Below are 26729 nucleotides of genomic sequence, written 5' to 3' on the forward strand. Positions count from 1 at the left end.
CTCCTTTTCATAAAAACATAAATTTAGTATATCGTATTTGTCTTTTGTTGGCAATCCTAGGTCTGCTGATTCTTGAATTTTTTAAGTATCTCGGCTAATTGGTCTTGTTCTTCTGAACTAAGGACAGAAAAAATCTCTCCAACGTGATCATAATGCTCTGGAAGGATTTTTTCAATGGTTTCGCGTCCAAGTGGAGTGAGAGCAATCAAGGAAGCACGACGGTCATTTGTATCGATCGTCTTGTAGATATAGCCATCACGAATCATGTTTTTTATAACGACAGTCATGTTGCCAGATGTGCTTAATAATTTATCAATTAAGTCTTGAATCCGCAGATTTCCTTTGTTGTAGAGTGCCTCCATCACTCCAAACTGACAAACTGTCAGTCCGTATTTTTTGATTGTTTCTAATTCTGATTTTGCGATAGTATTAGCTGCTCTGCGAAAGACGACTAGACTGTGAAGTGCATGCTTGTTCTCATTTAAAGATTGTTCAACAGTTCTCATGAGAATATTTTAGCAATAAATAGTTCGGTTATCAAGCAAAAAAAGTTAGATCCTATATCCATAGGTAAAGTACTTTTATAGCATGGAGGAGCTGAACTGTGGGTCCCGGTTCTTATATTCGTTCTCTGTCTGAAGGAGAATGAAAGTTTATTCACAATTCAATTACGGAAAAAATGGAAATATGCTTTAACTTGTAGTATAATAGGACTACTATGGAAAAAAAGATTTTTCAACTTTTGGAAGTATTGGCAACGAAGAAGGGACAGCTGATAGCTGGTTCCTTTATACTCCTAAGTGTCATGACTTTTTCGATATTTGTTATTTGGGACCTTGCAGCTAAGCCTTTTTCTGATGTACAGAGTCACGCTATTTCTGTAGCTCGAGACTATGCGGATATAGAGGTTGTTGATGATGTCTCTATCTATAATGGGGCAGAAACATACTTTAGCGTGCAAGGAAAGACGAGTCAGGGAGAAATGATTGCAGTTATCATTCCTGAAGAGACAAATACTGTGTACGTTTATCCAATGGCGAATGGTATTTCTAAGGAAGAAGCGCAGGCAGTCGCTACAGAGAATGGTGCTGGAGAGATAGAAAAATCGGTTCTTGGCTACAGAGATGCGAAGCCGATTTGGGAAGTCAAGTCAGGTACTGCCTACTATTTAGTTGAATTTGAAACAGGGAACTTTATCAAACGGGAGGGCTTATGAGCAAGTTATCAAGACGAGTCTTAGAGATGGAAGAAAGTGTAACTCTGGCAGCAGGTGCGCGTGCAAAAGCCTTGAAGGCAGACGGACGTGATATTTTAGAGCTGACCTTGGGTGAGCCAGACTTCGTCACACCGAAAAATATCCAGCAAGCTGCTATTAAGTCTATCGAAGATGGTAAGGCGAGTTTTTACACGGTAGCTTCAGGACTTCCAGAATTGAAGGACGCAGTCAATACCTACTTTGAGAATTTCTACGGCTACTCCATCGAACGCAATCAAGTCGTTCTTGCGACAGGTGCCAAGTTTGTTCTTTATGCCTTCTTTGCGGCGGTTATCAATCCTGGTGATGAGGTGATTATTCCGACACCTTACTGGGTTTCTTATGCAGATCAAATCAAGATGAATGATGGGGTGCCTGTCTTTGTCACTGCGACAGAAGAGCACAATTTCAAGGTAACGGTTGACCAGCTGGAAGCGGCTCGTACGGATAAGACCAAGGTTCTCTTGCTCAATAGCCCTTCTAATCCGACTGGCATGATTTACAGTCGTGAGGAATTGGAAGCTATTGGAAACTGGGCTGTAGAGCACGATATTCTCATCTTGGCAGACGATATTTACGGTCGTTTGGTCTATAATGGAAATACCTTCACACCGATTTCAAGCATTTCAGAAAGCATTCGCCAGCAAACTATTGTTGTCAATGGGGTGGCCAAGGCCTATGCCATGACAGGTTGGCGGGTTGGCTTTGCCGTTGGCAATCCTGAAATCATTGCGGCCATGAGCAAGATTATCGGACAAACGACTTCAAACCTGACAGCAGTTGCTCAGTATGCGGCTATTGAGGCCTTTACAGGTCCGCAAGATACAGTAGAAACCATGCGTCTGGCCTTCGAAGAGCGGCTCAATACCATTTATCCATTGCTGGCAGAAGTGCCTGGTTTTGAAGTGATTAAGCCAGAAGGTGCCTTTTATCTCTTCCCAAATGTCAAAAAGGCTATGGAAATGAAGGGCTACACAGATGTGACTGAATTTACCACAGCCATTTTGGAAGAAGTGGGAGTCGCAATGGTGACAGGTGCTGGTTTTGGAGCTCCTGAGAATATCCGCCTCAGCTATGCGACAGATATGGACACGCTCAAAGAAGCAGTGGCTCGATTACACACATTTATGAAAAAATAAAAAGAGGAAAAATAATGTCTAGAAAATTGATTACCATCAACCAAGTAAAAGATTATGTCGGTCAAGAAGTGACCATTGGTGCCTGGGTTGCCAACAAGTCTGGCAAGGGCAAGTTAGCCTTCCTGCAATTGCGTGACGGAACAGCCTTCTTCCAAGCAGTTGCTTTCAAGCCAAACTTCATTGAAAAATTCGGCGAAGAAGCTGGTGCGGAAAAGTTCGATGTAGCAAAACGCCTCAGCCAAGAAACGTCTGTCTATGTGACAGGTATTGTCAAGGAAGACGAGCGTTCTAAGTTTGGCTACGAGTTGGATGTGACAGACCTTGAAGTCATTGGTGAGTCACAAGATTACCCAATCACACCAAAAGAACACGGAACGGACTTCCTTATGGACAACCGTCATCTCTGGTTGCGTTCGCGTAAGCAGGTCGCTATTCAGCAAATCCGTAATGCGATCATTTATGCGACCTATGAATTCTTTGAAAAGAATGGCTTTATCAAGTTTGATAGCCCAATCTTGTCAGGAAATGCTGCAGAAGATTCGACAGAATTGTTTGAAACGGACTACTTTGGTCAACCTGCCTACCTCAGCCAATCAGGTCAGCTTTACCTTGAAGCTGGTGCTATGGCACTTGGTCGTGTTTTCGACTTCGGACCTGTTTTCCGTGCGGAAAAATCAAAAACTCGCCGTCACTTGACTGAGTTTTGGATGATGGATGCCGAGTATTCCTTCCTCAGCCATGAAGAGTCACTTGATTTGCAAGAAGCTTATGTCAAAGCCTTGATTCAAGGTGTTATCGACCGTGCTCCACAAGCCTTGGAAACTCTTGAGCGTGATGTGGATGCTCTCAAACGCTATATTGCAGAACCATTTAAACGTGTGGCTTATGATGATGCCATTACCCTTTTGCAAGAGCATGAGGCTGATGAAGATACGGACTACGAACACATCGAGCATGGGGATGATTTTGGTTCGCCACATGAAACTTGGATTTCAAACTACTTTGGTGTACCGACTTTCGTTGTTAACTATCCAGCAAGCTTCAAGGCCTTCTACATGAAACCAGTTCCTGGTAATCCAGAGCGCGTGCTCTGTGCGGACCTTTTGGCGCCAGAAGGCTACGGTGAAATCATCGGTGGTTCTATGCGTGAGGACAATTACGATGCCTTGGTAGCCAAGATGGACGAGCTCGGCATGGACAAGTCAGAATACGAATTCTACCTTGACCTCCGTAAATACGGATCTGTGCCACACGGTGGTTTCGGTATCGGTATTGAACGTATGGTAACCTTTGTCGCTGGTACAAAACACATCCGTGAAGCCATTCCGTTCCCACGTATGTTGCATCGCTTGCATCCGTAATACAGTCGTTCAGTTTTTCTTTTATTACGTCGTTAACTCGCTTTGCCGTACCTTAGTACAGCCTGCAGCTCGTTGCCTAGTACTAAAAGTAAACTGAAAGACTGCGAAGTAAATATTCACTTACAGACTACAAACGTGGTCTGTTTTTCTGGTGTCAATTGATATTTTGAACGAATTGTTATACAATGTATTACAAGAAGAAAGTAGGTGGAATGATGGGAATTGTATCCTTGCGGTTAAACGATGCAGAAGAAGAAATCTTCAGAAGCTATGCCATTCATACAGGAAAAAGCCTGTCTGAGTTATTTAAAACTGCACTTGCTGAACAGATAGAAGACCAGTTGGACTATGAAATTGGTATCAAGGCTTTGAAGAAATTCCAAGAAAATCCTGTTACACACTCGATTGATGATGTTCTTGCGGAGTTAGAAGATGGCTTATAAACTTGTTCTCAGCGATGATGCTTTGAAACAGTTGAAAAAAATGGACAGGCATGTGGGGATGATGCTTGCTAAGGATTTGAAAAAACGTTTGGACGGTTTGGAAAATCCAAGACAGTTTGGCAAGGCCTTGGTTGGAGATTATAAGGGCCTGTGGCGGTATCGTGTGGGAAATTACCGTGTGATTTGCGATATTATTGATAACAAAATGGTCATCCTAGCCCTTGAAATCGGGTACCGGAAAGAAATCTATAAAAAGTGAAGCCTTAGGAAACTAGGCTCGGTATCGGTGCACTTCTCAGAGCTCGTGTCAACATCTCAGCGCAGTGGTTGATTGGGTTTAACAGTCCAGTGGACTGTTAAAGGTTGGAGATAAGATTTGCGAAGCAAATCTCAGCAATTCGTGTTTTCCACTCCAAATCTTCCTTATACGACTGAAGCGAACGGAGTTCGCCTTATCTCCAACCTCCAAAGGTTCCCCGAACCTTTGGAGCTGTGCGGGGGTGGGGAGACGAACTCCTTTTTGACTTATCGAGTTCTTCCCCATTCCCTGTTTTCTTGCTTTTTAACCGGTATTTATTTATAATTATTCTAAATAAATCTGTGGAGAGAAAAATGAATCAAGAAAGTTTAGGAAAAGAAATTCTTGGTTTAGCCTTGCCTGCGACGGTGGAAAATATCTTTCAGACCTTGGTTGGTTTTGTGGATACCCTTCTGATAGCCCAGCTGGGTCTGGTAGCGGTGACGGCAGTTGGTCTAGCCAATACGATTTTGAATGTCTATTTGGCGGTCTATATGGCTTTGGGAGTTGGGGCAACGGCTTTGATTGCTCGGTCTATTGGTGCGGGTGACAAGGAAGCGGTCGCCTATCAGGTACGTCAGGCTTTAGTACTTTCAGTAGGTGTAGGTCTGCTATTGGGTTTACTATCCCTTATTTTCGGGCGGCAGATGCTGGTCTTAATGGGAGCAGATGCGGAGAGTTTGGCTGGCGCCCAGGCATTTTTCTACTGGGGTGGTGGCCTGACGATTTTCCAAGCTCTGATGACCATTTTGGGAACAATCCTGCGGGCATCTGGGGATACAGTATCTCCTATGAAAATGAGCTTACTGACCAATGGTTTTAATGTGGTCTTGGACTATTTCTTGATTTTTGGTATTGGCTCTTGGTCAGGTTTGGGGATTGTAGGGACGGCCTTGGGAACCGTCTTAGCTCGCTTGCTTGGTACTGTCTTGCTTTACCGAAAGGTACAACAGACTGACTTGGCAGTTGATCTCAAACAATTGTTCCATTTCGGAAGTCCTAAGGAAATGGTGGATTTGACCCTACCTGCAGCAACCGAACGCTTGGTTATGCGATTGGGACAGGTGGTCTATTTCAGTTTGATTGTGGGGCTGGGGACGACTATCTATGCTTCTCACATGATTGCAGGCAATATCGAGAGTTTTACCTATATGCCAGCCTATGGTCTTGCGACAGCGGCAGCGGTTTTGATTGGTCAAGCCTTGGGAAAGGGGGACATCCTCACAGTTAGACGGGTCGCATTTCACAGCTCTGCCTATGGTGTTACCATCATGTCCCTGCTCGGTACCATCTTATTTTTCGGAGCTCCAAGTTTTGCTCTACTATTTACCAAAGACCTAGAAGCCGTCAAACAAGTTGTCACAGCCTTACGTATTGATGCTTTCAACCAGCCAGGCCTTGCGGTTTCTTTAATCATGGCTGGCGCACTGCAGGGCTTGGGGGATACCAAGTCGCCTCTCTATTCCACAGTGGTTGGGATGTGGGGGCTGCGCGTCTTAGGTGTTATCGTCTTAGGTCAGATGTTCGGTTTAGGAATTGCCGGCGTCTGGCTGTCGCTTTTGATTGACCTGCTACTGCGAGCGATTTTTCTGACTTGGAGATTTTATGTAAAAACAAGAAAACTGGCTGAGTAGGCTAGTTTTTTGGTATAAGCAGGTAGTTTTAGAAATAGATTATATATTGCCTTATTTCATGTTGGTGATACTATCTCAATTCCTTTTTTATAAAAGAAAATAGGTGTAGGATAGTAGTAGGTGAGCTGTTTTATACAGAACTTGTGCTATAATAGATATAAAAAATTAAAAGGAGATAGAGATATGAAAACCATTCACACAGATAAGGCCCCTGCAGCAATTGGCCCATACGTTCAAGGGAAGGTTGTTGGAAATTTCCTATTTGCCTCTGGTCAAGTTCCTCTCTCGCCTGAAACTGGTGAGATTGTTGGCGAGACTATTCAAGAACAAACAGAGCAGGTCTTGAAAAATATTGCAGCAATTTTAACAGAAGCAGGAACAGACTTTGACCATGTGGTGAAGACGACTTGTTTCCTAAAAGATATGAATGATTTTGTAGCCTTTAATGAAGTTTATAAAACAGCTTTCTCAGCAGATTTTCCAGCTCGTTCAGCGGTGGAAGTAGCTCGCTTGCCACGTGATGTTAAGGTTGAGATTGAAGTTATTGCAGTTATTGATTAGAAGAGAAAAGGAGGGAATGTCATGTCGGACAAACTCCATTTAGTGATTGTGACAGGGATGTCTGGAGCTGGTAAGACGGTAGCCATTCAGTCTTTTGAAGACTTGGGGTATTTTACCATTGATAATATGCCACCGACTCTCTTGCCAAAGTTTTTAGAGTTGATTCGCCATAGCCAGGATAACAATAAGATTGCTCTTGTTGTAGATATGCGGAGTCGCTCCTTCTTCTCGGAGATTCGAGAGGTATTGGATGAGATTGAGGGGGCAGAGGATTTAGATTTTAAAGTCCTATTCTTGGATGCAACGGATAGTGAATTGGTTGCTCGCTATAAAGAAACTCGTCGTTCCCATCCTTTGGCGGCTGATGGTCGTGTTTTGGACGGGATTCAGCTAGAGCGTGAACTTTTGGCTCCCTTGAAAAATATGAGTCAAAATGTTATTGATACGACAGAGCTGACTCCTCGTAATCTGCGTAAGGAAATCTCGGAGCAGTTTGCTAGTCAAGATAATCAGCCGTCGTTTCGCATAGAAGTGATGTCCTTTGGTTTCAAATATGGGCTACCTCTGGATGCAGACTTGGTTTTTGACGTTCGGTTCCTACCAAATCCCTACTACAAGTTAGAATTACGGAATCTTACAGGACTAGATCAGCCTGTATTTGACTATGTCATGGAGCATCAAGAATCGGAAGAGTTTTATAGTCATTTGCTCGGCTTGATAGAACCGATTCTTCCTGGTTATCAGAAGGAAGGAAAATCAGTTCTAACGATTGCCGTTGGATGTACGGGTGGTCAGCATAGAAGCGTAGCCTTTGCTAAACGTTTGGCAGACGATTTAGAGAAAAATTGGAATGTCAATCGTAGTCATCGTGATAAGGATAGACGGAAGGAGACGGTCAACCGCTCATGAGAAAACCAAAGATTACAGTTATCGGGGGCGGGACTGGTATTCCAGTCATCTTGAAGAGTTTGCGGGATAAGGATGTAGAGATTACCGCTATCGTGACGGTAGCTGATGACGGAGGATCTTCGGGGGAAATTCGTCAGGCTTTGCAGGTGACCCCTCCAGGTGATTTGCGTAATGTCCTTTTGGCTATGTCGGATATGCCCAAACTTTATGAACAAATTTTTCAGTATCGTTTTGCGGATTCAGATGGTCCCTTGGCTGGTCATCCGCTAGGGAATCTCATCATTGCTGGCATTTCAGAAATGCAGGGTTCAACCTACAATGCAATGAGGTTGTTGACGCGCTTTTTCCATACAACAGGGCGGATTTATCCATCTAGCGAACAGGCCTTGACCCTTCATGCTATTTTTACAGATGGGACCGAGGTAGCAGGTGAGAGCAAGATTTCCAAGCACAATGGGATGATTGATCATGTCTATGTGACAAATTCTTATAACGATGATGAACCGAAAGCCAGTCGCCAAGTAGTTGAAACGATTATGGAAAGTGACATGATTGTACTTGGACCGGGTTCTCTTTTTACCTCAATCTTGCCGAATCTGATGATTTCTGACATTGGCAAAGCCCTAAAAGAAACCAAGGCTGAAGTGACCTATGTGTGCAACATTATGACCCAACGGGGAGAGACTGAGTTTTTCTCAGATGCGGACCATGTGGCGGTTCTCAATGCTCACCTAGCTGAACAATTTATTGATACAGTTTTGGTCAATATTGAGCCAGTTCCACAAGAGTATATGAATAGCAATCAGTTTGATGAATACTTGGTACAGGTAAAACACGATTTTGCAGGTTTGCAAAAACAGGCCAATCGTGTGATTTCTTCGAATTTTCTTCGTTTGGAAAATGGCGGAGCTTTCCATGATGGTGACTTGGTGGTAGAAGAGTTGCTCAAGATTTTGCAGGTGCGGTCATGAGTTTTACAGTACAAGTAAAGGAAGAATTGCTGCTTCAGTCTAGCCAAAATAAGAGCGAGCTATCTGCTATTATCAAATTATCAGGCAGTTTGGGCTTAGCTTCATCAGGTTTGACTCTTTCTATCAGTACGGAAAATGCAAAGATTGCCCGTCACATTTATGAACTGTTACATCATTTCTATCAGATTAAGGCTGAGATTCGCCATCATCAAAAACCTAATCTCAAAAAGAATCGTGTGTATGCAGTTTTGATAGAAGACGGCGTGAATGAGATATTGAACGATTTGCATTTGGCTGATAGTTTCTTTGGATTAGAGACGGGGATTTCTCCCTTGGTTTTGGAAAATGATTCATGGAGTCAAGCCTATCTTCGTGGAGCATTTTTAGCGGCAGGCTCTGTTAAGGATCCTGAAAAAGGAAAATACCAGCTTGAAATAGCTTCTGTCTATAGTGACCATGCCAATGACCTGGCCAATCTGATGCAGAAATTTCTTTTGGATGCCAAAGTCATTGAGCGAAGTAAGGGAACCATTACCTATCTGCAACGTGCAGAGGACATTATGGATTTTCTTTTGGTGATTGGAGCAGAAGAGGCAAAGACAGAGTTTGAGAATGTTAAATTGCTTCGTGAGGCTCGAAATGATCTAAATCGAGCTACCAATGCGGAAGCTGCTAATATTGCAAAGACGGTCAATGCTAGTATGAAAACAATTAATAATATTATCAAAATTATGGATACTATCGGTCTAGATCAGTTGTCAGGTGACTTGCAGGAGATTGCCCAGTTGCGAATTCAGCATCCAGACTATTCCATTCAGCAATTGGCGGATAGTCTAACGGTACCGATCACTAAAAGTGGCGTCAACCATCGTTTGCGGAAAATCAATAAGATTGCGGATGAATTGGCTGAATAGATAGGTATACATAGAATGTTATAGTCATTTGAATTAACTTTGATACATCGTTACATTCGGCTTGCCGTACTCTAGTATTGCTTGCACCTCAGTTCCTTGTCTGAAAGTTCATTCATTCGACGATACTAAGACTGGTTCGAGAGGACCAGTTTTTTTGTATTAGCTGTAATAGTATTCCTCTTCATAGGAATGATCCTGTTTTATGAATTTTTCAGTAATGATTAGCATAGAACGTTAATATATGTTAAAATAGATAGAAGGATACTTTAGCTAGAAAGGAGTTTTGATGATAAGCAACGAACAATATGATTATCTAAGGGGACATCCAACTTTTGAACGTTTGACACGTGATAGCTTTGATCAATTAGCTAAGCATATTCGTTTTCGAAAGATTCCTAAGGGACAAATCTTTTTTTACGCAGAGGATCCTAGAGATTATCTATTTGTATTGTATAAGGGCTATGCTCGGATTGAGCAATATGATGAGACGGATAGTTTTACGTATTTAGACTATATTCGGCAGGGCGGTGCCTTTCCTTTTGGAGATATGTTTCAGGACAAACCTTACCATTATACTGCCATTGCCATAACGGACCTAGAGTATTTTATTGTGCCGATGGTCTTGTTTGAAACCTTGTCGAAGATAAATCCTAGTCAAATGACTTATATCTGTCAAAAATTATCCAAAGTGCTTCGTTTTCAAGAGTTGCGCTTGCGAAATGCGATGCGTTCCAAGGCATCAGATCGAGTCGTTCAAGCCTTGGCTCTTCTTTATTGGGATATGTGCCAGCGCGATCAGTTTGCTACCTTGCCATTTGAAATTCATATTCAAGAGATTTCGCGTTTAGCCGCTACGACACGGGAAACGGTTAGCCATGTTTTGAAGCAACTGAAACAGGATGGTAAAATTGCTTATAGCCATAAACAGTTAACTTATTTAGATATTCATTATTTCTTAGAAAATTTGACAGAAACTCATTGAAGTTTCTGTTTTTTTATAAAAAATAAAAATTCATATAATGATATAACGGAAAGAATTATGCAGAATATAGGCGATATAATCGATAATTATTTATAAATAAGGTTAAAAATGTGAAGAATTTCTCAAAATAAATGTGAGCGTTTTCGAGTTTTTGTTTTTTTGCTCTGTTAAACTATGGATGTAAAGAGGAAATGAGAGGCAGGAAAGCGTACGGTCCTCCTCGTTTCCCATCATGTATAAATCTACAAGGAGGACAGATCATGTCAAACCATCCAATTCATGTTTTTTCAGAAATTGGTAAGCTGAAAAAAGTTATGTTACACAGACCAGGTAAGGAAATTGAAAACCTGATGCCTGACTATCTAGAACGCCTACTCTTCGATGATATTCCATTCTTAGAAGATGCACAGAAAGAGCATGATGCTTTTGCTCAAGCTCTTCGTGATGAAGGTGTCGAAGTTCTCTACTTGGAAAAATTAGCTGCTGAGTCACTTGTTACACCTGAAATTCGTGAACAATTTATTGATGAATATCTCGAAGAAGCTAACATTCGTGGTCGGGCGACTAAGAAGGCAATTCGCAAGTTGTTGTTGTCTATTGAAGATAATCAAGAACTGGTTGAGAAAACGATGGCCGGTGTTCAAAAGGCAGAATTGCCAGAAATCCCTGCTGAAGAAAAAGGTTTGACAGATTTGGTTGAATCCTCTTACCCATTTGCAATAGACCCAATGCCAAACCTTTACTTCACACGGGATCCATTTGCTACGATTGGTAATGCTGTTTCTCTTAACCACATGTATTCAGAAACACGGAACCGTGAAACCTTGTATGGTAAATATATCTTCACTCATCACCCAGAATATGGTGGAAAAGTTCCATTGGTTTACAATCGTGAAGAAACTACTCGTATCGAGGGTGGGGACGAATTGGTTCTTTCAAAAGATGTTTTGGCAGTAGGTATTTCACAACGTACCGATGCTGCATCAATTGAAAAACTATTGGTAAATATCTTTGAACAGCATGTTGGCTTCAAGAAAGTATTGGCATTCGAATTTGCTAACAACCGTAAATTCATGCATTTGGATACGGTATTTACCATGGTTGACTATGATAAGTTTACTATCCACCCAGAAATTGAAGGTGACCTTCGTGTCTTCTCTGTAACCTATGAAAATGATACACTTCATATTGAAGAAGAACATGGTGACTTGGCAGAACTTTTGGCTGCGAACCTTGGTCTTGAAAAAGTAGAATTGATCCGTTGTGGTGGCGGTGATATGGTTGCTGCTGGTCGTGAGCAATGGAATGATGGTTCAAATACATTGACCATTGCACCAGGTGTGGTAGTTGTTTACAAACGCAATACGATTACCAATGCAATCCTCGAGTCCAAAGGGCTTCGTTTGATTAAGATTGGCGGAAGCGAATTGGTTCGCGGTCGTGGTGGACCTCGTTGTATGTCAATGCCGTTTGAACGGGAAGACATCTAATGCAAAGTATAGAACGAACAACTATCGGTTCGGAAGAATGGCAACGTGCAGCCTCTATCTATGTCCGCTATAAGGTATTTGTTCTTGAGCGTGGTATTGCAAAGGAAGATGAATTTGACCGGAATGATACGGAAGGAAGAGTTTACGCCAATCTCTTTATTGGTGAAGAGCCTGTTTCAACGGGACGTTTTCTTCCTGTCGGTCCTGGTCAAGCTCGTCTAACCCGAATAGCCACTCTACCGAATTTTCGTGGAAAAGGCTATGGAAAAATGATTATCAGCTCTTTGGAAGCTTATGCACGTGAAGCAGGCTTTCATCAGTTGAATATACATTCGGAGTTAACTGCAAAGACTTTTTATGAGTCAGTTGGCTACCAAGCAACTTCTGAAGTTTATCAAGAAGATGGAGAATGGTGCCAGACATTGACAAAATTTATTTAAACATTAGGAGAAGAGACAATGACAAACGTATTTAAAGGTAGACATTTCCTTGCAGAGAAAGATTTCACACGCGCAGAATTGGAATGGTTGATTGATTTCTCAGCTCATTTGAAAGATTTGAAAAAACGCAATATTCCACACCGTTATTTGGAAGGTAAAAATATTGCTCTCTTGTTTGAAAAAACATCAACACGTACTCGTGCTGCCTTCACAGTAGCATCTATTGACCTTGGTGCCCATCCAGAATATCTTGGTGCAAATGACATCCAACTTGGTAAGAAAGAATCTACAGAAGATACTGCTAAAGTTTTGGGACGTATGTTCGACGGTATTGAATTCCGTGGTTTCAGTCAAAAAATGGTGGAAGAATTGGCAGAATTCTCTGGTGTGCCAGTATGGAATGGATTGACAGATGCATGGCACCCAACTCAAATGTTGGCGGACTACTTGACTGTTAAAGAAAACTTTGGCAAGTTGGAAGGCTTGACTCTGGTTTACTGTGGTGATGGCCGCAACAACGTTGCCAACTCACTTTTGGTAACAGGCGCTATCCTTGGTGTCAATGTCCATATCTTCTCTCCAAAAGAACTCTTCCCAGAAGAAGAAGTAGTTGCCTTGGCTGAAGGTTTTGCGAAAGAAAGTGGAGCACGTGTTCTCATTACTGACAATGCTGACGAAGCAGTCAAAGGTGCAGATGTTCTCTATACAGACGTTTGGGTATCAATGGGTGAAGAAGATAAATTTGCTGAACGCGTTGCCCTCTTGAAACCATACCAGGTGAATATGGAATTGGTGAAAAAAGCAGAAAATGAAAATCTCATCTTCTTGCACTGCTTGCCTGCCTTCCATGATACAAACACTGTTTATGGTAAAGATGTCGCTGAAAAATTCGGTGTAGAAGAAATGGAAGTAACAGACGAAGTATTCCGTAGCAAATATGCTCGTCACTTCGACCAAGCTGAAAACCGTATGCACACTATTAAAGCAGTGATGGCGGCTACTTTAGGGGATCCATTTGTTCCACGTGTGTAATAATTAACTATCTAATAACGCATCGCAACCTCCGGGGGCTGGCACCCAGCCCCCTTATTTTGAGGATAGATGTGTAAGCGATTACTATTTCGCGAAAGTGAGGAAAAAGCAAGAGATATGGCAAATCGTAAAATTGTAGTAGCCTTGGGTGGCAATGCCATTTTATCGTCCGACCCATCGGCTAAAGCACAAAAAGAGGCCTTGGTACAAACAGCCAAGCACCTTGTAAAATTGATAAAAAATGGGGACGACCTTATTATCACGCATGGTAATGGTCCTCAGGTTGGAAACTTACTTCTTCAAAACCTTGCTGCTGATTCGGAAAAGAACCCAGCTTTTCCACTAGACAGTTTGGTAGCCATGACAGAAGGTTCGATTGGTTTCTGGTTGCAAAATGCCTTGGAAAATGAATTGCTCAAGGAAGGCATTGAAAAAGATGTAGCATCTATTGTGACCCAGGTTATCGTGGATAAGAATGATCCAGCCTTCGAAAATTTGACCAAGCCGATTGGACCATTCTACACAGAAGAAGAAGCCAAGGCAGAAGCAGAAAAGACTGGAGCAACCTTCAAAGAAGATGCCGGTCGTGGCTGGCGCAAAGTCGTTGCTTCGCCAAAACCTGTAGGAATCAAAGAAATAGGTACGATTCGTACCCTTCTCAATGCAGGTGAGGTCGTCGTAGCTGCTGGAGGCGGAGGTATTCCAGTTGTCCAAGAAGCAGATGGCACCCTGACCGGTGTGGAAGCAGTTATTGATAAAGACTTTGCTTCTCAATGTTTGGCAGAATTGGTTGATGCAGACTTGTTTATCGTCTTGACAGGTGTAGACTATGTCTTTGTTAACTACAACAAACCAGACCAAGAAAAATTAGAAACAGTTACCGTAGCTGAATTGGAAGAATATATCAAACAAAATCAATTCGCACCAGGTTCCATGCTACCGAAAGTTGAAGCTGCTATTGCTTTTGTAAACAATAAGCCGCAATCAAAAGCAGTCATTACCTCATTAGAAAACTTAGGCGCTTTGATTGAATCCGATAGCGGCACGATCATTGTCAAAGGCTAAGCAGCTGTATGTATCGTTGAGGCTTCTATTTATTGATGTACTCTGCATGCAAATATAGTTTTTAAACTAGACGGGTTATTTATTGATGGAGTTAGGGGAGTGGAAGTGTTGATAGTCCCATAAGGGTTCCCTTTTATCTAAACATGAAGGTCTGGGCGTCTAAGCTCCCTCCCCTCTCATCCATTTCCTATCAAGTATCTATCTATAAGCAATGATTTCAGATAATAGACTGAAGGAGATAGACATCTCTTGAAGATAGGTGGATATTTGATACGGTTATTACGGATACAATTTCCCTTAAATAGGGGATAAACTTTTAAAATATTATAGGAGGTTTTTGCGATGAGCGAAAAAGTGAAAAAAGGCTTTAAATTGCCTTCATCTTATACAATATTGATGCTCATTATTGCCTTTATGGCAGTGATGACATGGATTATTCCAGCTGGTCAGTATCAGGTTGATGAAGCCGGACATTTGGTGGCTGGTACCTATGAGAAGGTTGCTCAAAATCCACAAGGGATTTACGATGTTTTTATGGCTCCAGTTCGTGCCATGCTTGGTCACGGTGCGACTGAAGCAGCGATTAACGTAGCATTCTTCATCATCATGGTTGGCGCCTTTCTTGGTGTAGTTAACGAAACAGGTGCGCTTGATGTGGGGATTGCCTCCATTGTGAAACGCTTCAAGGGTCGTGAAAAAATGTTGATTTACATTCTCATGCCTTTGTTTGCCTTGGGTGGTTCTACCTACGGTATGGGTGAGGAAACCATGGCTTTCTTCCCGCTCCTTGTTCCTGTTATGATGGCGGTTGGTTTTGATAGTATTACTGGTGTAGCCATCATCTTGCTAGGGTCTCAAATCGGCTGTTTGGCTTCTACTGTAAACCCATTTGCGACAGTTGTTGCTTCTGACGCAGCAGGTGTAAGTGTTGCGGATGGTATGATTTGGCGCTTTGTCTTCTTCGTTGTCATTCTCGCGATGGGGGTTCTCTTTGTAGCCAACTATGCTGAGAAAGTGAAAAATGATCCGACTAAGTCCTTGGTTTATAAACAACGTGAAGCGGACATGCAACACTTTAATGTAACAGCAACTCAAGAAGTGAATGCAGAATTATCACCAGCTCAAAAACGTGTTCTCTGGGTATTTGTATTAACATTTGTTCTCATGATTTGTAGCTTTATTCCATGGGAAGATTTGGGTGTGACTATCTTTACACAATTTAATGATTGGTTGATTGGTCTTCCATTCATCGGTCAAGTGATTGGTTCTTCAACAGCTGCTCTTGGTACTTGGTACTTCCCAGAAGGAGCAATGCTCTTTGGTATCGCAGGGATTGTAGTTGGTTTAGTTTATGGTATGAGTGAAGAACGTTTGGTAAAATCCTTCATGTTCGGTGCGGCTGATATTTTCAGCGTAGCTTTGATTTGTGCTATCGCGCGTGGTATTCAAGTCATCATGAACGATGGTATGATTACTGCCACTATTCTCCACATGGGCGAAGAAGGATTGCAAGGTTTGTCTTCACAAGTATTCATCATTTTGACCTATCTCTTCTACCTACCAATGTCCTTCTTGATCCCATCTTCATCAGGTCTTGCAGGGGCTTCTATGGGTATCATGGCACCTCTTGGTGAGTTTGTAAATGTACCAGCGAGCTTGGTTATCACAGCTTTCCAAGCTGCATCAGGTCTCTTGAACTTGGTAGCTCCAACATCAGGTATTGTAATGGGAGCCTTGGCACTTGGTCGTGTTGAAATTGGTACTTGGTATAAATTTGTAGGTAAGTTAATCGTAGGCATCATGATTGCCTCCATAGCTATTTTGGTCATTGCGACATTCTTCTAATCGAAATTCTGGGTCAGATTTTATCATGAATACAGATAAAATTTGGCTCAGTTTTTCCTTTTATGATAGAATAGTGCTAGAAAATATATCATATCTTATTATGTTGAAAGGGGACACAATGAGAACAAGTTTTATTCAGTCATCGCATCAGGAGGCATGTATTCAAGCCATCCAAGAACTGGTTGCTTTTCCTTCTGTTTTGCAAGAACATCAGGCAGATACGCCATTTGGTCAAGCGATTCAGGATGTTCTGGAGCACACATTGGCTTTGACGGAAAAAATGGGTTTTAAAACTTATTTAGACCCTGCTGGCTATTATGGCTATGCTGAAATTGGGCAAGGCGAAGAATTATTAGCTATCCTTTGCCACTTAGATGTGGTACCTGCTGGTGATTTTAGTCAATGGCAGACGCCGCCTTTTGAGGCTGTGGTAGAGGGAGATTATATTATTGGACGCGGGGTTCAGGATGATAAAGGTCCTTCGATGGCGGCTTTATTTGCAGTAAAAGCACTTCTTGATGCGGGAGTCCAATTTAACAAACGGATTCGTTTCATTTTTGGAACAGATGAAGAGACCTTATGGCGGTGTATGAACCGCTACAATCAGTTGGAAGAAGTGGCAACTATGGGCTTTGCACCAGATTCTTCCTTCCCTTTGACTTATGCTGAAAAAGGATTGCTACAGGCCAAATTGCATGGTCCAGGTCACCCTTGTCTGAGTATCGAAGCGGGAACTGCCTATAACGTAGTACCTGCTAAGGCAAGCTATTCTGGTCATTTATTAGCAGGAGTTATTGCGGAATTAGATCAATTAGGCTTTGATTATGAAACCAAAGATGATCAAGTAACGGTTCTTGGTATTTCGCGGCACGCCAAGGATGCTGCTGAGGGGGTCAATGCCATCGTTCGTTTGGCAAAGGCTTTGGAACATTTCGAAAATCATCCAGCCTTGGACTTTATCGTCAATGCAGTTGGTGAAGATGCCACAGGATTTAAGCTTTTTGGTGATGTGACCGATGAACCATCAGGGACCCTCAGTTTCAATATTGCAGGTCTAACCATTAGCGCAAAAAAATCAGAAATTCGCTTGGATATTCGTATTCCTGTCACTGCGGATAAAGAAGCCCTAGTTTCTACTTTACAAGCCAAAGCGCAATCATGTGGCTTGACCTATGAAGAGTACGACTACCTTGCTTCCTTGTATGTGCCATTAGACAGCCAGCTGGTATCTACGCTCATGTCTGTTTATCAAGATAAGACAGGAGATTTGACAAGCGAGCCAATCTCGTCAGGTGGGGCTACCTTTGCTCGTACCATGCCAAACTGTGTGGCCTTTGGTGCATGTTTCCCAGATACAGAACAAACAGAGCATCAGGAAAATGAACGCATGCCATTAGAAGACTTATATAAAACAATGGATATTTATGCTGAGGCAGTCTATCGCCTAGCTGCGGAATAGCCATTATCAGTATTGAATAGTAAATTACAGTTTAAAAGCTCTTAGTGAAATATCTAAGGGCTTTTCTTATGAAGAATAACATTGAAAGATGAGATAGAAATGTGTCACTGTTTACAAGAAGTGGACAAAAATATATGAAAGTGTGACTTATTATATGCTGTTTTAGAAATAGACCCCATCTGCATATAGAATAAGTCAAGTTAGACTATTCTACAATAAAACGCTTACATGTTATATTTGTGACAGAAATGCGATCGCACATCAACCAGTAAACTGAATTTTGAGTCTTATACGAGACTAAATAGGTTTACAAACTGCTTTATTTTGGCTATAGGTAGGATAAACTTGCAGATTTTATAGGAGGAAATAATGAAAAAAGAAACAAGTAAGTTTACGAAAAAAGTCATTCTTGGTCAGCTTCTCATCTGTACCAGTTTTTTGGTATGGGCAGGGCAGACTGCAGCAGCAGAGGAGGTATCTCAGGGAGAACCAGTAGCAATCAACAATGATGTTCCCCCTACTATTGAAGCAAAACGACTTGTGGAAGCTACTCCATCAACTGAAACAGAACCTTCAACTCCAGAAGAAAAACAGGAGGAACCAAAGGTAGCTGAGAAAAATGTGATAGAAGGAAAAGAGCCGACTACCAACAGTCAGCACTTGATGGCTTCAGAATTGACGACCATTCCTTCGGTTGCCATAAAAAATCCAGAGAAAGCAACGGATGGTGTGGCTTACGGTAGTTCAGATGATGCCAGCAACAATACAAAAATTATTGCAGGTGAAGAAACGGGAGGTGCTGATAATGGCTATTCTCAGTGGGACCATGTCTATGTTCAGTATGACTTTGAAAAGGAAGTTCCTGTCCATACTGTAAATATTTACCGTAATACCTATGAAAATGCAATCTCTACATTTAAAGATGTTAAGGTCGAGTTGTCCACCAGCGAAGACTTCTCTCCTGAAACTACTAGGGTCATCTTCGAACAGGCAGATGTAGAAGAGACAGTAACAAACAAGGGGAAACCACAAGTTATTCAACTCTTGTCACCGTTTGATGCACGTTATATGCGTATTTGGGGACGGGGGCATTATATCCAAAATACAAACAGTTCCTGGAAGGGATATAGTAATGGCGTTCTCTTCAACGAGATAGAAGTCTTGGCGCAGGTTGAAACAGACGAAAGCGCAAACGAAAATCCACAGACCGAGCTAATCAATCTTGCCGAATTGAAGAAGCCATATTTTTATGGAAAAGCTCCCACCAATCCAGAAGCCATTAATGATGGCAAATTTGATGAGAATTATACTACTCAGGAATCAAAAGGCATGGGAGCCTATCTCCAGTATGAATTTAAAAATGTCTACACTATCGAGGAAATCAAGGTTCAATTAGCTCCAGGTACCTATTCTCATTTTCGTGTAGATTTAGATGATGATTACAATGCATGGAACACCTATAAAACAGTTTATCAAGCAAGCAATCTTTCTGTGAATGAAGGAGAGATTTTGACGATTGCGGTTCCGAAAGGCTCTAAAGCAAGATACGTTCGATTTACAGGGGAATCTGCTGACGGAGAAGCACTCCGTTATTCAGAAATCCAAATTATGGGACATGGAAAATCATATGATGAAGCCACACCTGAATACCTTCCGCCAAAATCTGATTACGATACCTTAGTCTGGTCTGATGAATTTGACGGAGATAAGATTGACGAAAGCAAGTGGCAGATTATTGATGGCATGTGGAACCACGCAGCTATCTACAATCGGAAAGCTGTTTCTATTAAAAAAGAAGGAGACAAGAGCTATTTATCTATTCGCACTACCAATCATAATACGACAGATGAGCTGATAAAAGCAGTTGGTTTGGACCGCTATAATGATACGAAATTGCCAGAAAAAGTAACCTGGTCATCTGGCCGTCTAGAATCTAAGGATAAATATTCTTTCCAATTTGGTCGGATGGCTGTTCGCGCCAAGGTAAATGACTCTAAGGGAATCTGGCCGGCTATTTGGATGTTGGCACAGGATGAGACTGGTCACGATGAGATTGATGTTTTGGAATATCTAGGGCAAAATCCATGGGAGGCATGGACAACCAATCATTTTGGTATTCTAGCTAAAAATAAGGAATCTCACGGTGTACCGATTAAGAATTATGAGGCCTGGAGTCAGGAATTCCACGTCTATGAAGTAGAGTGGACTCCAGATGTCATCAAATGGTATATTGATGGAAAATTTGTTTTCCAAACCATGCGCGGTAAGGATAGGGATGGTATGCACACCCGCCCTATGTTCCCAATACTGGAAACCCAAGTTGGTGATGGCTGGGTTGGTGACGTTGACTACAGCAAAAATATGACCAAGCAAGATAGTGAATACCTGATTGACTGGGTACGCGTTTACCAAAAAGCAGGACAAGACAAGGTTTACTTTGATAATCTAGACGATGCAACTGCTAGTGACTATACAATTAAACCAAGTGAGAAACGTGGTCAATTAGTATCAGTTTCACACGGTCAGGCTGCGCATGAAAATAAAAATAACTTTTATTATGGAGGGCAACCACGTTACGAAACAAGTCGTCTATATGCAGATGGTCAAGGTGAGAATGCACTCATTTATAAGGTGAATGATCCAAAAGCACTCCATCTTACAACCTATTATAAAACCTTGGAAGATTATGCAGTATACAATGATAAGGCATGGGCCAAGGAAGGAAAATCTATTCGTAAACACTTGGTTGGAGCAGCTGAAGGGGCAATTGATTTTACCGTCTATTCATCGGTTGATGGGAAAACTTGGAATAAGGAAACAACAAGTGTAGTTGATAATTTTGTAGAGGCGACACCAGCCTATGCACGTACGACATTTGATATTAGAGACATCCGAAGAGGAACCAAGTATATCAAGATTGTCTTTCCAGAATTATCAGGTATATCCTATAAATTGGAAAGCGGTGCTGAAAAAGCAGTGGTTGCTAGTGATGTTCAACTGGCAAAAGTTACCTTTGTAGCTGCAGACCCTAGTGCAGAGCCAGAAAAACCGATTGTTGACGAACGTAAATTAAGTTTATCCAAAGTTTTCTCTCTAGATGCTGGGCGTAAATATTTCTCAGTTGACCAATTAAAAGAGATTGTTGATTTGGCTTCTTATTATGGTTATACAGATTTGCATTTATTGGTGGGTAATGATGGCATGCGATTCCTATTGGACGATATGGAATTGACGGTTGGTGATAAGACCTATACCAGCGATGCGGTAAAGCAGGCCCTTATCAATGGAAATAATCATTATTACAACGATCCAAATGGAAATCATCTTACCCAGGCAGAGATGGACGAACTGATTGCTTATGCTAAGGCAAGTAATGTTCGTTTGATTCCAGCCGTAAATAGCCCGGGACACATGGATGCTATTTTAGAAGCCATGGAAGAGCTTGGTATCCCAGCTCCTAAGTTTACTTACAACGGTAAAACTTCTGCGCGAACAGTTGACTTAAATAACAAAGAAGCGATTGCTTTTACCAAAGCATTAATTGATAAATATGCTGGATATTTTTCAGATAAGGCCAAAATTTTCAATATCGGTCTGGACGAATATGCAAATGATGCTACAAATGCGTCGGGCTGGCGTATCCTTCAATCTCAGGGAGACTATGGCAAATTTATTCAATATGCCAATGAGTTAGCGGCTATCGTCAAGAAGCATGGTTTAGAGCCAATGGCTTTCAATGACGGTATCTATTATAACCACGATACTAGTTCAGGTACTTTTGACAAGGACATTATTGCTTCTTTCTGGACTGGTGGCTGGGGAGGATATGACGTTGCCTCATCTAAGTTTCTTGCTGACAAAGGCCATAAGATTTTAAATACCAATGATGCTTGGTACTATGTTATTGGACGTGAAGCAGAAGGTTGGGGATGGTATAATCTTGATCAAGGTTTGCGTGGAATTGAATCAACACCACTGGAAGTTGTTCACAAAAATGAAAACTCAGAGATACCGGTAATTGGTAGTATGGTTGCTGTTTGGGCAGATGATCCAAGCAAAGAATACAGTTATGATTCTGTTCATCGCCTCATGTACGAGTTTGTAATGGCGAATCCAACTTACTTTTTAGCTGATTATGTTGATTTGCACGAAGAAATTGGTAAGCTTCCTGCTGATTTGAGTGATTATAGTCCAGAGAGCGTAGCAAACTTAAAAGAGGTTTTGGACAAGATTGACTGGAAACTCAGTAAAAATAACCAGGCATTTGTAGATGGTTATTTAGCAGAGGTAAAAGCTGCGCGTGAAGCGTTAGTTCCTCTGCCACCACTAGTGACAGCAAAAGGAGACGGCGTCAAAGCGGAGCCCTTACCAGTAGGGCAGCTACCTTTGATTACCGCTAAAGGCAAAAGTGTCCAAGCAGAACCGCGTCCCGCCTTTAAGGGATACCTGACACCAAACTATGGTCCCTCTGTCACACCTCTATCCCTTGTATCAAAACCAAGCAGTGAGCAGTCAGATTCCAAGCAAGCAGCTTCTCAGAAGAAAGAATTGCCAAATACAGGCGCAGTAGATTGTCTTGGATTCACTCTTCTTGGACTTATCGGCCTAGCAGCTGCTAGTCGTCGGAGGAAAGCAACAGACGGTAAATAAGTATTGTTTACAAATAACACCATCCCAGAAGTTAAGTTGGGATGGTGTTATATTATATATTAAAAGCGTCTTCAAAACTTTGGTATTCCTGATAAAGGTGCCATTGGATGAGTGCTGACTGTTGTAAAAAGGCATCATCAACCCGAAGTAACTGCTGCTGATACAGTAAAAGGAACTTTTTAAGGTTTTGTTTAGACCATCCGATTTCTTCTCCCTGTTGTAGGACTGGCAGGAGAGATTCTAATTCATCAACTAAGTAGGAAATCTGCCATTTCTTTAAATGATTTACAAACAAAGGGATTTTTTGAACGAAATATCGAGAGGATAGTGTTTTGTAGATACCGTTATGCTCAATAGAGGTAATCAATAAATATAGTTCGTTCCAAGATTGTATGTTCTGTTCAGAATAGTTGGGAACACAGCGAAATCTTTCGATTTTAAAAGAAAGTTTATTTTTGTATTGAAGGCGGTAAAAGATAATCTGATTTGCAAAGTAAAAGTTAGGAATATCCCGCAGTGCTCCTTTTAAATGACTATCACCTAGGGAAAGTTTTGCGTTATAAGTGGCTAAGAAAGTCATAAAGGCAATAAAGAATGTTAGACCTAAAAAGCCATATTGAATGGGAAAACCTGTCAGGATGGAATAATGGATTAATAAAAGACACGTACCGCTAATTAGCGGATGTACTCGCTTATTCAAGTAACGTAATGGCTTCACTACCTCTTCAACTTCGGGAGAACCAAGGTATTTATAGTTAAAGAGTAGACTCAGCTGATTCCATAGAATAATAAAGAAAAGGAAGCGGTAGTCATAATCAAAAATACTAAGTAGGTAAGTGAATAGTGTAAATAGTATCAGATAGATAGTCGTTATATTATGACGAGATTTTGATGGAATAAACTCGGTCTTAGTCGTTTGGAATAATAAGTAGATAGCTGAGGCGTAAGCAAATCCTCTAAAGATACTGGTAAGACTAAAAACATGGTATTCAAAAATATCCAGATATGAACCTATAAAGCTAGGAATCATACATAGAGCAATAATGCCTCCTAGGATATACAAATGCCTATTAAAATCCTTCTGAAATACAGGTTCGTAGTCTAAGGAGCATCTTCTTTTTTGTAGACGATTTAGGACCCGCAAGGTCAAGAAGGAACCCCAAATATTGCTGAGAAGGAAGCTGATTTGTTCATCTCCTAGTTCAATTGTAGTTCCCGTAAGACAGGTAAGAGAAATAAGCAAAGTGAGAAGAGATAAGAATTGCGCAATTCCAATAAATATTGATAGTGCCAATAATAGTTGGTTATCATTTTTATTTTCGAATTGAGCTCGCCGCGTTTTGCACCATTCTAAAAGATAGGCTCTGTTACTTGCTTTACGACAGGATTTCGCTCGTCGCTCAATGAGACGTATGACTTTAATATCATATATTGAGTCAAGGGTTGATTCGTCCAGTTGTTCGAGTATCAAAGCCATCTGACCTGGATGATATGATAGTAGGGCCTTCCAGCGCGCATAGGAGCGATTTGTGCTAGAAGCTAAGGTTGTTAATAGAGTCTGTACATCTAGCATGTCCTACCAACTTTCCTCTAGTCCATCTAGCTGGTTTTCAAAGATTTTATTAGCTTTCGCGATGCGTTTTGCATCTTGGGTCTCAATCACTTTTTCATATCGCTGAATACAGTTCATCAAATAATCACGCTGTTCGGCTAATAGGGTCTGGAATAGACGTTCTGCGCGTGCTCGTAATAATTGGTAATGTTCACTATCTCGAGGATGGATTTTCAAGGAGGCTAGTTTTGCTCTTTTTTCCAATATTTCTTCGGCGGATAGCTGTTGTCGATCACGTAGTATTGTTTTGTTGTACACTTTTCCGGTAGAAAGAACGGTAATATCTACATCGAGAATACCGTTTATATCATAGGAGAAGCGGCAGTCTATTGCTTCATGTTCTTCATGATTTACAGGGATTGGAATATCCAAGGAACCGAGAAGAAGATTGGTGTCGGCTTGGTAGTTTTCTCCTTGATAAATGGTAAATAGAACATGTTGCTGCCCTAATTCATTCGTCCAGTAGCGTTCGACGTAGGAGGCAGGGAGTGTTGTATTTCTTTCTATTATGGGTGAGAAGACATTTCCAACAATGGCAGTACCTAATGTAAAAGGACAAATGTCTGTTAACACAACATCTTTGATATCCTTGTCACGTTTTTTAATACCCGTTACAATACCACACCCCATAGCTACGGCTTTATCCTGATCAACTTTAACGGAGATGGGACGTTTGAGCAGAAAAATTAGATAGTCTTGAATGAGTTTCATTTTAGTTGAGCCGCCAACTAGGATGACATCGGTTAAGTCTTCAGCATGTATCTGGGCATCTCGTAGAGCATTTTGAATAGGGGCATTCATTTTTGCAAGGAGAAAACGACAAATCTCCACATATCGTTCCTTAGTTAATTTATACACATGAAGACTATCGTTGATGTTTACAGACATTCGAACGATATCTTCCTTATTGAGGGCCAATTTTGCTTTTTCAGCTTCCTGGTAAAGGAATCCCATTACCTCGTCAGACAAGTCTGATTTTTTATAAGGAAGATTTTGGATGAAGTCTTCAACAATTTGTTGAGTGAAGTCTTCCCCACCTAAGTGGTTTTCTCCAGCAACCGATACGATTTCAATAACATTGGCAAAAGCATCAACAATTGAAATGTCAAGTGTTCCCCCACCGAAGTCAATAATCATATAAGTGGCATCTTCTTCTCGACTGTGGTGGAGAGCAAGGGCGGCAGCAGATGGTTCATTGATAATTCGTTCAATTTTGACCCCTGCTAAGTGACCAGCAATTTTTGTTGCTGCGCGCTGATCATCGCTGAAATAGGCAGGGACGCTGACAATAATTTCATCAACCTTTTCACCTAGAAATTCTTCGGCATCTTCAATCAATTTTTTCAATATGAAGGCGCTAAGCTCCTCAGGTAGATACATCTGATCACCTAGAGGTAATTTTTTTCCAGTTCCCATTAGGCGTTTGAATCTTGATTGTGTAAGATGAGGATGACTCATCAACCGTTCTTTGGCAAATTTTCCTACGATGATGTCTCCGTTGTCAGATAAACCGACTACAGAAGGTGTTAAGAAATCGCCCAAATTGTTGGGAATGAGTTCTACCTTATTATTACGCCATGTTGCAACTAGTGAATTTGTTGTTCCTAAATCGATTCCAATAATCATACTAATCTCTCCGTTGATAAACCTTTTTGAGTCTCAGGATTATTTAATCCTATCCAATAAATGTATCCAGCCAGTTCATTTAAACCATAATTTTGACAGAGTTGAACAAGTTCAATACGGTGTTCCCAAGGGCCAAAGAAGTAGTAGTTTAAAAGATGGGCTGTTAGTTTGTTACAGAATTGTTCATTGGCTACAAAATAGCGGAAGTTATCACTGCGAAAGGCTTTCAATAGTAAATAAAAATCGCTTACCAATTCGAGAGAAGACAATAATTTTGCTAGATACTCTTCTGCTGCTTGTGCTATTGATTCTGTATCGGTATTAAATTGATCTTCTAATTGCTTTTGTTTATCTTGTGATAGATAAAGAGCCAGTTCATCTAATCCCAGTAGTTCACACTGCTCAATGACCTTTTTGCGTTCAAATTCTTCCCCGTAAAAAGTAAGCTGACTGAGTTCAGCAATTAGTTGCTTTTGTATTTCTATATCTCTGATATGGAAATTGAATTCATCGGAAATTAAAATTTGATATAGAAGGTGGTAGTAGGGGGAGTTTTTGCAGGCAGTTTTTATATTGTCTACAAAGTTGGTATTTTCAAATAGTTGGTTGTTGGCAGTGATGGTTTGTTCGCTTGCATCCTGTTCGGGAATTTCTTCCGAATGTGAGAAAGTAGAGAAATCAAAAGTGGAATGAGAAATATCTTCGGTTTTATTCTCATTGCGATCATCAAAGAAATCAAACGATGTCGCACTCTGCTGATTTTCAAGGTTGTTTTGCTCTCCAAACTCAGTAAATGTTTGTTTTGGCTTTGGTCTTGCTTGCTTAGCGTATTGTAAGGCTGATTTATAAGCATGCTGTAGGCGTTTAAAACCTTCGGGGTCTTCTTCAGGATGGACCTTTTTAATCCGTTCCGCGTAGGCTAATTTTATAGTACGTTGATCTGTTGTTGCAGCAATTTGCAACTCTTGCCAACAACTTTTCATATTCATTACTCCTTTATGGATACTTAAATTATTATAGCATATTTGTTGCGAAAAATTAAT

Annotated in this window: 22 protein-coding genes; 18 read left to right on the forward strand and 4 right to left on the reverse strand. The window is 41.2% G+C overall.

What is annotated here, in order from left to right:
- Window positions 1–56: 56 nt before the first annotated feature.
- Entirely contained in the window at window positions 57–506 is a 450-nt protein-coding gene (locus GPW69_RS03235; protein WP_009909619.1) for a MarR family winged helix-turn-helix transcriptional regulator, read from the reverse strand.
- Between the two features lie 212 nt (window positions 507–718).
- Between GPW69_RS03235 and GPW69_RS03240 the strand changes: the two genes are divergently transcribed.
- The 18 genes from GPW69_RS03240 to GPW69_RS10775 all read left to right on the forward strand — a co-directional run bounded on the left by GPW69_RS03240 (window position 719) and on the right by GPW69_RS10775 (window position 22448).
- Window positions 719–1216 carry a cell wall elongation regulator TseB-like domain-containing protein gene (locus GPW69_RS03240; RefSeq protein ID WP_044679671.1) on the forward strand — a complete coding sequence of 166 codons (498 nt, stop codon included), beginning with the start codon at window positions 719–721 and terminating at the stop codon, window positions 1214–1216.
- Window positions 1213–2394, forward strand: coding sequence for a pyridoxal phosphate-dependent aminotransferase (locus tag GPW69_RS03245; RefSeq protein WP_024385505.1), 1182 nt, complete (start codon window positions 1213–1215; stop codon window positions 2392–2394). The genes GPW69_RS03240 and GPW69_RS03245 overlap by 4 nt, the downstream gene beginning before the upstream one ends.
- A 14-nt stretch (window positions 2395–2408) precedes the next feature.
- Entirely contained in the window at window positions 2409–3755 is a 1347-nt protein-coding gene (gene asnS / locus GPW69_RS03250; protein ID WP_014638198.1) for an asparagine--tRNA ligase, read from the forward strand.
- A 215-nt stretch (window positions 3756–3970) separates the two neighbouring features.
- Window positions 3971–4198: a type II toxin-antitoxin system RelB family antitoxin gene (gene relB, locus GPW69_RS03255; protein ID WP_002938604.1), complete on the forward strand. Its 228-nt coding sequence runs from the start codon at window positions 3971–3973 to the stop codon at window positions 4196–4198.
- A complete protein-coding gene (locus GPW69_RS03260; RefSeq protein WP_024385504.1) occupies window positions 4188–4457 on the forward strand; it encodes a type II toxin-antitoxin system RelE family toxin in 270 nt (89 codons plus the stop codon). The genes relB and GPW69_RS03260 overlap by 11 nt, the downstream gene beginning before the upstream one ends.
- Before the next feature lie 353 nt (window positions 4458–4810).
- The gene (locus tag GPW69_RS03270; protein ID WP_024412167.1) at window positions 4811–6130 is read left to right on the forward strand and encodes an MATE family efflux transporter; all 1320 of its coding nucleotides are present in this window, start codon (window positions 4811–4813) and stop codon (window positions 6128–6130) included.
- 183 nt (window positions 6131–6313) lie between these two features.
- The gene (locus GPW69_RS03275) at window positions 6314–6691 is read left to right on the forward strand and encodes a RidA family protein (protein ID WP_024412168.1); all 378 of its coding nucleotides are present in this window, start codon (window positions 6314–6316) and stop codon (window positions 6689–6691) included.
- A gap of 21 nt (window positions 6692–6712) precedes the next feature.
- Complete coding sequence (gene rapZ / locus GPW69_RS03280) at window positions 6713–7600, forward strand: RNase adapter RapZ (protein WP_024412169.1); 888 nt, start codon at window positions 6713–6715, stop codon at window positions 7598–7600.
- A complete protein-coding gene (locus GPW69_RS03285; RefSeq protein ID WP_024400159.1) occupies window positions 7597–8571 on the forward strand; it encodes a YvcK family protein in 975 nt (324 codons plus the stop codon). The genes rapZ and GPW69_RS03285 overlap by 4 nt, the downstream gene beginning before the upstream one ends.
- Window positions 8568–9485: a DNA-binding protein WhiA gene (whiA, locus tag GPW69_RS03290; protein ID WP_074391506.1), complete on the forward strand. Its 918-nt coding sequence runs from the start codon at window positions 8568–8570 to the stop codon at window positions 9483–9485. The genes GPW69_RS03285 and whiA overlap by 4 nt, the downstream gene beginning before the upstream one ends.
- A 286-nt stretch (window positions 9486–9771) precedes the next feature.
- Complete coding sequence (locus GPW69_RS03295; RefSeq protein WP_029171850.1) at window positions 9772–10467, forward strand: Crp/Fnr family transcriptional regulator; 696 nt, start codon at window positions 9772–9774, stop codon at window positions 10465–10467.
- Window positions 10468–10727: 260 nt separating this feature from the next.
- Window positions 10728–11957: an arginine deiminase gene (gene arcA, locus GPW69_RS03300; protein ID WP_029694042.1), complete on the forward strand. Its 1230-nt coding sequence runs from the start codon at window positions 10728–10730 to the stop codon at window positions 11955–11957.
- Window positions 11957–12397, forward strand: a complete 441-nt coding sequence (locus GPW69_RS03305) for a GNAT family N-acetyltransferase (protein ID WP_074391505.1) — start codon at window positions 11957–11959, stop codon at window positions 12395–12397. The genes arcA and GPW69_RS03305 overlap by 1 nt, the downstream gene beginning before the upstream one ends.
- A gap of 18 nt (window positions 12398–12415) precedes the next feature.
- Complete coding sequence (gene argF, locus GPW69_RS03310; RefSeq protein WP_011922164.1) at window positions 12416–13429, forward strand: ornithine carbamoyltransferase; 1014 nt, start codon at window positions 12416–12418, stop codon at window positions 13427–13429.
- Window positions 13430–13546: 117 nt separating this feature from the next.
- A complete protein-coding gene (gene arcC, locus GPW69_RS03315) occupies window positions 13547–14494 on the forward strand; it encodes a carbamate kinase (RefSeq protein ID WP_074391504.1) in 948 nt (315 codons plus the stop codon).
- Between the two features lie 342 nt (window positions 14495–14836).
- On the forward strand, window positions 14837–16339 hold the full coding sequence (locus GPW69_RS03320) for a YfcC family protein (protein ID WP_074391503.1): 1503 nt from the start codon (window positions 14837–14839) through the stop codon (window positions 16337–16339).
- A 118-nt stretch (window positions 16340–16457) separates the two neighbouring features.
- On the forward strand, window positions 16458–17798 hold the full coding sequence (locus tag GPW69_RS03325; RefSeq protein ID WP_074391502.1) for a dipeptidase: 1341 nt from the start codon (window positions 16458–16460) through the stop codon (window positions 17796–17798).
- Window positions 17799–18167: 369 nt separating this feature from the next.
- Entirely contained in the window at window positions 18168–22448 is a 4281-nt protein-coding gene (locus tag GPW69_RS10775) for a family 16 glycosylhydrolase (protein WP_074391501.1), read from the forward strand.
- Between the two features lie 52 nt (window positions 22449–22500).
- Here GPW69_RS10775 and GPW69_RS03335 read toward each other — a convergent pair whose 3' ends face one another.
- From GPW69_RS03335 to GPW69_RS03345, 3 genes are read right to left on the reverse strand one after another with little or no spacing between them, the layout of a single operon-like run.
- Complete coding sequence (locus GPW69_RS03335) at window positions 22501–24021, reverse strand: hypothetical protein (protein WP_074391500.1); 1521 nt, start codon at window positions 24019–24021, stop codon at window positions 22501–22503.
- Between the two features lie 3 nt (window positions 24022–24024).
- A complete protein-coding gene (locus GPW69_RS03340) occupies window positions 24025–25686 on the reverse strand; it encodes an Hsp70 family protein (protein ID WP_074391499.1) in 1662 nt (553 codons plus the stop codon).
- Window positions 25683–26669: a J domain-containing protein gene (locus GPW69_RS03345; protein ID WP_074391498.1), complete on the reverse strand. Its 987-nt coding sequence runs from the start codon at window positions 26667–26669 to the stop codon at window positions 25683–25685. Before GPW69_RS03345 ends, GPW69_RS03340 begins: the two co-directional genes overlap by 4 nt.
- Between the last annotated feature and the right edge of the window lie 60 nt (window positions 26670–26729).

Origin of the sequence: Streptococcus suis, assembly GCF_902702775.1 — a bacterium.
Classification (GTDB): Bacteria; Bacillota; Bacilli; order Lactobacillales; family Streptococcaceae; genus Streptococcus; species Streptococcus hashimotonensis.

What these genes read in the sequence shown, in the direction of transcription:
- rapZ (WP_024412169.1), top strand. Translation starts at nt 6,713, where the DNA reads ATGTCGGACAAACTCCATTTAGTGATTGTGACAGGGATGTCTGGAGCT.
- GPW69_RS03275 (WP_024412168.1), top strand. Translation starts at nt 6,314, where the DNA reads ATGAAAACCATTCACACAGATAAGGCCCCTGCAGCAATTGGCCCATAC.
- GPW69_RS03270 (WP_024412167.1), top strand. Translation starts at nt 4,811, where the DNA reads ATGAATCAAGAAAGTTTAGGAAAAGAAATTCTTGGTTTAGCCTTGCCT.
- GPW69_RS03240 (WP_044679671.1), top strand. Translation starts at nt 719, where the DNA reads ATGGAAAAAAAGATTTTTCAACTTTTGGAAGTATTGGCAACGAAGAAG.
- asnS (WP_014638198.1), top strand. Translation starts at nt 2,409, where the DNA reads ATGTCTAGAAAATTGATTACCATCAACCAAGTAAAAGATTATGTCGGT.
- GPW69_RS03260 (WP_024385504.1), top strand. Translation starts at nt 4,188, where the DNA reads ATGGCTTATAAACTTGTTCTCAGCGATGATGCTTTGAAACAGTTGAAA.
- GPW69_RS03305 (WP_074391505.1), top strand. Translation starts at nt 11,957, where the DNA reads ATGCAAAGTATAGAACGAACAACTATCGGTTCGGAAGAATGGCAACGT.
- GPW69_RS03325 (WP_074391502.1), top strand. Translation starts at nt 16,458, where the DNA reads ATGAGAACAAGTTTTATTCAGTCATCGCATCAGGAGGCATGTATTCAA.
- GPW69_RS03245 (WP_024385505.1), top strand. Translation starts at nt 1,213, where the DNA reads ATGAGCAAGTTATCAAGACGAGTCTTAGAGATGGAAGAAAGTGTAACT.
- GPW69_RS03295 (WP_029171850.1), top strand. Translation starts at nt 9,772, where the DNA reads ATGATAAGCAACGAACAATATGATTATCTAAGGGGACATCCAACTTTT.
- arcA (WP_029694042.1), top strand. Translation starts at nt 10,728, where the DNA reads ATGTCAAACCATCCAATTCATGTTTTTTCAGAAATTGGTAAGCTGAAA.
- GPW69_RS03340 (WP_074391499.1), bottom strand. Translation starts at nt 25,686, where the DNA reads ATGATTATTGGAATCGATTTAGGAACAACAAATTCACTAGTTGCAACA.
- GPW69_RS03320 (WP_074391503.1), top strand. Translation starts at nt 14,837, where the DNA reads ATGAGCGAAAAAGTGAAAAAAGGCTTTAAATTGCCTTCATCTTATACA.
- GPW69_RS10775 (WP_074391501.1), top strand. Translation starts at nt 18,168, where the DNA reads ATGAAAAAAGAAACAAGTAAGTTTACGAAAAAAGTCATTCTTGGTCAG.
- GPW69_RS03235 (WP_009909619.1), bottom strand. Translation starts at nt 506, where the DNA reads ATGAGAACTGTTGAACAATCTTTAAATGAGAACAAGCATGCACTTCAC.
- GPW69_RS03345 (WP_074391498.1), bottom strand. Translation starts at nt 26,669, where the DNA reads ATGAAAAGTTGTTGGCAAGAGTTGCAAATTGCTGCAACAACAGATCAA.
- GPW69_RS03335 (WP_074391500.1), bottom strand. Translation starts at nt 24,021, where the DNA reads ATGCTAGATGTACAGACTCTATTAACAACCTTAGCTTCTAGCACAAAT.
- argF (WP_011922164.1), top strand. Translation starts at nt 12,416, where the DNA reads ATGACAAACGTATTTAAAGGTAGACATTTCCTTGCAGAGAAAGATTTC.
- arcC (WP_074391504.1), top strand. Translation starts at nt 13,547, where the DNA reads ATGGCAAATCGTAAAATTGTAGTAGCCTTGGGTGGCAATGCCATTTTA.
- whiA (WP_074391506.1), top strand. Translation starts at nt 8,568, where the DNA reads ATGAGTTTTACAGTACAAGTAAAGGAAGAATTGCTGCTTCAGTCTAGC.
- relB (WP_002938604.1), top strand. Translation starts at nt 3,971, where the DNA reads ATGGGAATTGTATCCTTGCGGTTAAACGATGCAGAAGAAGAAATCTTC.
- GPW69_RS03285 (WP_024400159.1), top strand. Translation starts at nt 7,597, where the DNA reads ATGAGAAAACCAAAGATTACAGTTATCGGGGGCGGGACTGGTATTCCA.